9 protein-coding genes and 1 pseudogene are annotated in these 6,685 nt (G+C 66.1%); 3 read left to right on the forward strand and 7 right to left on the reverse strand.

All coding sequences use genetic code 11. The annotated features are described in order from the left end of the window. Positions 1-15: 15 nt before the first annotated feature. Positions 16-801 (reverse strand): IS5 family transposase, encoded by a 786-nt coding sequence (locus OG214_RS38295; protein WP_331746056.1) that lies wholly within the window; start codon positions 799-801, stop codon positions 16-18. A 49-nt stretch (positions 802-850) separates the two neighbouring features. Further along, positions 851-2,032, reverse strand: a pseudogene (locus OG214_RS38300) (IS3 family transposase). Positions 2,033-2,158: 126 nt separating this feature from the next. Between OG214_RS38300 and OG214_RS38305 the strand changes: the two are divergent. The 3 genes from OG214_RS38305 to OG214_RS38315 all read left to right on the forward strand — a co-directional run bounded on the left by OG214_RS38305 (position 2,159) and on the right by OG214_RS38315 (position 3,459). After that, a complete protein-coding gene (locus tag OG214_RS38305; RefSeq protein ID WP_331746059.1) occupies positions 2,159-2,833 on the forward strand; it encodes a restriction endonuclease in 675 nt (224 codons plus the stop codon). Between the two features lie 121 nt (positions 2,834-2,954). Continuing rightward, positions 2,955-3,185 (forward strand): hypothetical protein, encoded by a 231-nt coding sequence (locus OG214_RS38310; RefSeq protein ID WP_331746062.1) that lies wholly within the window; start codon positions 2,955-2,957, stop codon positions 3,183-3,185. A 31-nt stretch (positions 3,186-3,216) separates the two neighbouring features. Further along, positions 3,217-3,459, forward strand: coding sequence for a hypothetical protein (locus OG214_RS38315; protein ID WP_331746080.1), 243 nt, complete (start codon positions 3,217-3,219; stop codon positions 3,457-3,459). Between the two features lie 54 nt (positions 3,460-3,513). Here the strand turns inward: OG214_RS38315 and OG214_RS38320 are convergent, their stop codons facing one another. The 5 genes from OG214_RS38320 to OG214_RS38340 all read right to left on the reverse strand — a co-directional run bounded on the left by OG214_RS38320 (position 3,514) and on the right by OG214_RS38340 (position 6,601). Then, positions 3,514-3,765: a hypothetical protein gene (locus OG214_RS38320; RefSeq protein ID WP_331746065.1), complete on the reverse strand. Its 252-nt coding sequence runs from the start codon at positions 3,763-3,765 to the stop codon at positions 3,514-3,516. 36 nt (positions 3,766-3,801) lie between these two features. Further along, positions 3,802-3,975 carry a hypothetical protein gene (locus tag OG214_RS38325; RefSeq protein WP_405987744.1) on the reverse strand — a complete coding sequence of 58 codons (174 nt, stop codon included), beginning with the start codon at positions 3,973-3,975 and terminating at the stop codon, positions 3,802-3,804. Continuing rightward, entirely contained in the window at positions 3,972-4,265 is a 294-nt protein-coding gene (locus OG214_RS38330; RefSeq protein WP_405987745.1) for a hypothetical protein, read from the reverse strand. The genes OG214_RS38325 and OG214_RS38330 overlap by 4 nt, the downstream gene beginning before the upstream one ends. A 1,158-nt stretch (positions 4,266-5,423) precedes the next feature. Continuing rightward, on the reverse strand, positions 5,424-5,897 hold the full coding sequence (locus OG214_RS38335; protein ID WP_331746071.1) for a helix-turn-helix domain-containing protein: 474 nt from the start codon (positions 5,895-5,897) through the stop codon (positions 5,424-5,426). Continuing rightward, complete coding sequence (locus OG214_RS38340; protein WP_331746073.1) at positions 5,894-6,601, reverse strand: hypothetical protein; 708 nt, start codon at positions 6,599-6,601, stop codon at positions 5,894-5,896. Before OG214_RS38340 ends, OG214_RS38335 begins: the two co-directional genes overlap by 4 nt. Between the last annotated feature and the right edge of the window lie 84 nt (positions 6,602-6,685).

Below are 6,685 nucleotides of genomic sequence, written 5' to 3' on the forward strand. Positions count from 1 at the left end.
CCACTGCGCCGGCGTTCAGCTGTACCGCCAGTTCAGGGTTGATTCCGAGGTGAGTCTGCGGCTCATGAGGTCGACCATTGCCAGCTTGATCATGGCTTCGGAGCGGTGCGGGTGGGTTTCGTAGTCCCGGGCCAGACGCCGGTGATGCATGAGCCAGCCGAAGGTGCGCTCCACGACCCAGCGACGCGGGATGACCTTGAAGCCCTTTTGGCCGGGGTCGCGTCGGGTGATCTCGACGTCGACGCCGAGACGGGCGCCGTGCTCGATGGCCTTGGTGCGATAGCCGCTGTCCGCCCAGGCCTTGGTGACGCGAGGGTGGGCCTTGGAGATCTGTGAGAGCAGGTGGATGCCGCCGGTGTTGTCGGAGACGCTGGCGGCGGTGACCAGAACGGCCAGGAGGAGTCCGAGGGTATCGACGCCGAGGTGGCGTTTGCGGCCGGCGATCTTCTTGCCCGCGTCGATGCCCTGACCTGCTGTGGGGACGTTGGCGGAGGCCTTGACGCTCTGGGCGTCCAGTACGCAGGCGCTCGGCTCGCCCTCCCGGCCTTCTGCTTCGCGGAGCAGGCGCCTGAGTACTCCGTCGAGCTGGTCGAACACGCCGTCCTTCTGCCATGCGGCGAAGTAGCCGTAGGCCGTTTCCCAGGGGGCGAAGTCGTGGGGAAGGTAGCGCCAGGGGATGCCGGTGCGGTCGACGTAGAGGACCGCGTCCATGATCCGGCGCAGGTCATGCTGGGGCGGCCGCCCGATGTCGAGCCCGTTCCCTCTGCGCTCAGCTCGCCAGGCCGACAGAATGGGCTCCATTAACTCTGAGGGGCCTCGCGTTTTCCGGACAGGATTCTGACCGTTTATTTCACGCGGCGATTCGCAACTTCTCGTACTCGGCGTGGACTTCGCACGGAGGGCGGTAACCCACCGCCGAGTGGAGGCGTTTGCGATTGTACCAGAATTCGATGTAGCGAGTGATGTCCTGCCGAGCGGCCTCGCGGGTCAGGTAAGTCACCCTTGATACGAGCTCGTTCTTCAGGGCGCCGAAGAATGATTCGGCCATGGCGTTATCGAAACAGATCCCGGTGCGGCCGGAAGATCTGCGGAGCCCGAACCGGTCGAGCGTCTTCCCGAACTCGGCTGACATGTAGTTGCTTCCGCGGTCGGAGTGAAATATCGCGCCGACCGAAAGGTTCCTGTTGCGTGCCGCGTTGCGAATTGCCCTGGATATCAGTGGGGTTTGATAGTGGTCGTCCATCGCGTAACCGATGACTTCCTTCGTGCAGCAGTCGATGACCGTTGCAAGGTACAGCCAGCCTTCCCCGGTCGCGATATAGGTAATGTCGCCGACGAGCTTTTTGCCGGGCGCATCCGCAGTGAAGTCGCGGCCGACGAGGTCCGGCACCTGGCTAGGCCGCGGCCTGAGTGAGGTTGAACCTCTTCGGCCGTGGCAGGCAGGGCACCAGGCCCAGTTCGCGCATGAGGCGACGGACCAGCTCCACGCCCGCGGCGACGCCCCAGCGGTGCAGCTGGGCCTGGATGCGCCGGTGCCCGTAGGTGCTGTCGGACATGTCGAAGGCTTTCTCGATGAGCAATTTCAGTTCTTCGCGCCGCTGAGCTGTCGCGGATTCCGGGCGGGATCTCCAGTCGTAGTAGCCGGATCTGGAGACGCCGAGTCGGCCGCACATGAACTCGACGCTGTATGCGTACTCCTCGGTGTCGAGCCGCATCTCGTCGATGAACTCGTACTTGCTTGCTACCGGGGATCCTTCGCGAAGTACGCTGCGGCTTTTTTCAGGAAGGTAACTTCCATCTCCAGCTCGCGGTTGCGTCGTTCGAGTTCCTTCAGGCGCGCCCGCTCGTTCACCGTCAGTTCCGCATCGGGAGCCGGTTCCTGCTGCTTCTGGTACTTCTTCACCCAGCCGCGTAGCGTCTCCGGGTTCAGCTCAAGCTCCCGGGCGACTTCGGAGATCGTCTTGCTTGACCTCAACGCGATCTGGACGGCTTCCTCGCGGAACTCCGGCGAGTACTTACTGGGTGGCGCCACTTCTTCCTCGTTTCCTTGTTCAGGACAACCCTATTGGGTGGCTGTTCGGAAACTTCGTGGCCCCTCAATAGCCGACGGCGGCTCGTTGCTTCCCCATGCCAGCGTGCATGCGGCTCCCCGGCACGCATGGACGGGCTCGACCACAGAGAGTTTGAGTACCTTATCCGCGACCTCATGGTCCGCGATGGCGCGACCGATGTACGGAGAGTCGGCGGAGCAGGGGACAACGGCACAGATGTCATCGCGACAGATCCTGCCGGCCAGCGCTGGATCATTCAGTGCAAGCATCGCAAGCAGGGGCTGGAGGGAGCCCCGGTGGGCGTTAGAGAGTTTCAGGTACTGAACGGCACCGGGCGCCCAGTACATGGAGGCAATGTTGTCGTGCTCGTAACCAATGGCGCGGTCACGGGTCGTGCTCGGAGTTTCGCGCAGGGCCAGAAGCTCGAGACCATCGACCGCTTCCTGCTGGAGGACTGGATTGCGGGCGGCCGCCCGGTATGGGAGCTAATCGGCATCAAGGGCAGCGCCGTCTCTGCCATGCCCCGTACCTCGGTTATCGAACCTGATGCCGCTGATAGGCCGTCTGAAACCGTCTACTCGCTCGCGGAGGCGTACGACGCAGGGCTGGTGCCCTGGAAGCCAGCCACGATGCGGCAGTACCTTCTTCGGTCCCAGCAGCGCGGGATTCCGCTCCCCCGTAGTGGAGATGGGCTGGGGCACCTTTACACCGCCGCGGAACTGCGCGCCTGGCTCGAGAACTGGCAGGCACAGGGAACTCCTCCTGGCCGGCAACCTGAATGAGCGAAGCATCCCCCACCGGCAGAGGTCCTATTGCCCCCGTGGAGCTGTCGGAACTACTCCGGGTCTTGCCCGGCAGGCGATACCGTGGGAAGACTTCCAGATGACAGCCCAGGAGCCTCGGATGAGCCAGCAGCCGGCCCCCGCGCCCGCCCGCCAGCCCCTCGATGAGCACGCCGCCGAATCGGCCCGTGCCTACGCGTCCGATCTGCGGGCCCGGGTCGACGTCCTCGCCTCGATGCTGGAGGACATCGCGGCGAACGGTTACCCGGCCCCGGAGTCCGGCGTGCTGTGGGAAGACGCTCGCGACGCCCACCTGGAGCGCCTCCCCGGTGAGCAGCCCCGTGTCGCCTGAGCACGCGCCGCGCCGGTCCCAGGCTGTCTTGGTGGAGCCCGCGCTGAGCCAGCTGGCAAAGCTCACGGCGAGCGAGACGCACCGCCTGGACCGCGCGATCGTCGCGAGCAGCGTCAACCCGGAGCTGGGCACCCCGGTGCCCGACACCCTGCTGCGCGACTACGTGGACGACGTCGACGGGGTCCGCGTCATCTACTACGTCACGGCCCTTCGGCTGCCGGCTATCTCGGGTTCGGACACCTTCACTGCAGCTCAGAGCCTCGTGGCAGTGTGAGGGACGTAAGACATGTGGGTGGTGCGAGGAGAGCCGATGGAAGTCGGGCTCTGGTTACTCGTAGACCGTGGCGGCTTGGAGCGCGCGGGCGATGAAGGTCCAGTCACCGCCTGCTGGAAGCTCTTTGCCGAAGTTCTGATAGAAGCCTGGGGAGTCGTGCACCCACGCGGCGAGGGCTTCCAGGAAAGTGGCGAGTGTGTTGTTCTCCCACGCATCGCCTTGCTGCAGGAAGTCCTGGTGCAGCTTGCGGACGAAAGCGGCCAGCTCGTCGCGGCTGCGGATCTCATCATCTGGAGTAAGGGACATGTCAGCAAGTATCCGGTGGCCCCGTGGGACGGCCATCTAGGGGGCTGGTTGTGGGCGGTTTTCGTCACGGATCATGCGGCGGAGGCTGGTGCGGGCGGCGGCGAGGTCGTCCTCAAGCTCGGTGACTCGCTGCTGGAGTTCCCCATTCTGAGTGGTCGCTTGCCGTTCTGCCGTGGACAACCGGAGGTTCTCCTCGGTGAGCTCGTTCACGCGGTCGACCAGGTCGTGGTTGCCGAGCTGTTCGACTTGCTGTCCCAGATGAGCGCGGGCTTGTTGACCCCGGTCATCACCGCGTTCGCCGACTTCTCCATCCGGAAACGCGGCGGGGACGACACCCGCGGGCTGCGTGGCGGCAGCGGCTCGTCCACCAGCCAACGCAGAAACCGGGCCAGGTCGAGCAGCGTGATCCGCTTCCAGTCGATGCCGCGTTCGGAGCACCAGGTCAGCAGCAGGGCGGAACAGATGCCGTACGCCTTCTCGGTGTTGAACGACCGACCCATGTCCCGCAACGAAGCCAGGAACAGGCAGGACTCATGGTGAAGCCGGTACGACACATCGACCACGACCCACAGCGGGCGCCCGTCAACAGGGGACTCGGCGCATGCAGCACGAAACTTCATGACACCCATGACTGACCGTCAACACGTGCCTCACAACAGCAGATATCCCACAGTCACACGGACTGATGAGCCCATGTGCCTCACACAACAGGGGCCAGATCAGGACCGTAGATAAAGATCACGATCGTCGCGTACGTTGAGGCGTAGGGGCCTCCCGAGCACCCATGCGGCGCCCCCGGACCACCTGGTGGTCCGGGGGCGCCGCTGCATCCCGCAGCAGGGTGCAGCGCGAGGGCGGTGAGCGGTGCTGCTCGACACGGCCACCTACTGCTGCCCGTGGCCCACTTCTCCACCTCGCTCAAATCCTTCTTCAGCAGGGTGTCGCGGGGCGGTGGCCCGGGTGACGCCCATGGAGCTCGCCAGCGCGCCGTACGAGCTGCCCCGCGCGGCGTGCCGGCGTACGGCCGCGCCCCGGTCGCCCTCCAGCCGGTTGAGCAGCCCCGTGGTGACCGTGATGGTCGTCGGTGCTCGTCCCGCTGGCGCGCAACTGCGCGAGCCCAGTGGAAGGCGCGCCGGACATCGCCCGCAGCCCCGGCGAGGTTGTCGGCGTGCAGCCGCTTGTCAAAGTCGTATGGGTCGTCGGCGGCCTCCATAACGCACTCGGAGAGCGCGGCCGGGTCCTCGCCGTCGGCGGTCCGCTCAGCCGCCGTCTCCACGGCGCTGACCCGGGCGAGGGCCTTCGACTGCTGCTCCATGAGGACTCCGATCTGGTGTTCGGTGGGGAAGGTATTGGTGGTGGAGGCGTCCGGGCCGGAGAGCGATGACACTCCGGCAGCCGCCCGACGGTACGGCGGGTCAGGCGTGCGGGCGGCCTCCAGGCGGTTCCGCCGATCGTCTCGCCGGCTGACACGGACGCCTGCGGGAACCGTGCGCATGGCGGCAGCAGCGGCTTCGGCGGCCTGGCTCACCACAGGCGACCCGGCGCGGTGGCGCGCCACGACCCCCTCGCCCAGGCCCCCGACACCGGGAATGCGAACAGCGCTGCACCCGCGGAGGGTGCAGTGTCGATGTCCGTACGAGGGCGCCCGGCCGACCGGGTCAGCCGACGGCGTGCAGCGAGCCGCGCCTCTTGGCGGCCGCAGCCTTCTTGGCAGCGGCGGCGGCCGCCCGCTTCTTGCGCTGCTCGGCAAGCTGGTCCTGATAGGCGGCGACGGCCCTGTGGTAGTCCGTCACGTAGGTCTTGCTGTCGAGCCGGTCGGCCTTGGGCATCGCCTTGACGGCGCCCAGGGCGTCCTCAGGGGAGTTGTAGCCGGCCAGCATCGGGTTGATCTGGTAGACGCCGTTGCGGACCTTCTTGACGAGCTTGGCCAGCTCCAGCTCCCGGAGGGCGGCGTTCACGCTGGGGCGGCTGAGCCCGAGCAGCGCACCGAGGGTGGCCTGGTCCATCGCGATGCGACCGCCGGCCTCGCTGCGCGCCCGGAGCTTCAGCAGCGCTCGGTAGGCGGCGGGCGGTAGATCCAGGTCGGCGAGAAGGCTGTCGGCATTGGTCGCCGACCACTTCAAGGTACTCACTGGGATCCCTCCTCCTGGCACTGCGCACGGGGAAGTCGGCGTGCAGCGCGTTCCTCGGCCCGCTTCTTCCGCAGCTCCTCGATCGCCTCGCGCATGTGCTCCAGCGACGGGAACCGCACCAGATCCGGCAGGCTCTCGTCCCTGCGGATCTTTGCGATCATCTTGTCCTGATCGACCTGCACGTACTCGGCTTCGACCAGCTCCGTGCCCGGGATGAACTCCGCTACACGGTACGAGTAGGGCGGATTGAACTGGTAGACACCGCGGCGCACCTTGAAGACGATGCCATGGCTCATCATTTCCTGCAGCGCCTCGTTGATCTTCCCACGATGCACGTCCAGGACGGTCGCCATCTCCTCCTGCGTCAGCCGGACCTGACCGCCGGCCTTCTGGCAGGCAATCATCAACAGGATCAGCCTCAACGGCAGGGCCTCGCGGAAGTACTGCGCGATCAGGAAGAAGAACTCGAGCGAGTCCATGGAAAACGCCTTGGGGCGCTCCGGAGTGTCGTAGAACTCCATCGGCTTGCGCTCGCTGCTGAGCGAGAGCTTCCGGCGGGGGTAGCGGCGAGCAACCGAGTCGAGGTCCTCAACCGGCTGAACCGGCTTCGACCACGCCTGGATTTCATCATCAACAAGGGGCAGCTCCGTACGGCCCGGCGCGCGCTTCGGTGCGGGACGGCGGCGCTGTGGCTCAGGTGGCACGAGGCTCTCTCCACTTCGCTGATCTTGGACGGCAGCAGTATGTCAGCCACGCCGACATATATGTCGGCGTGGCTGACGTTCCGG

Origin of the sequence: Streptomyces sp. NBC_00872 (assembly GCF_045161915.1) — a bacterium.
Lineage (GTDB): Bacteria > Actinomycetota > Actinomycetes > Streptomycetales > Streptomycetaceae > Streptomyces.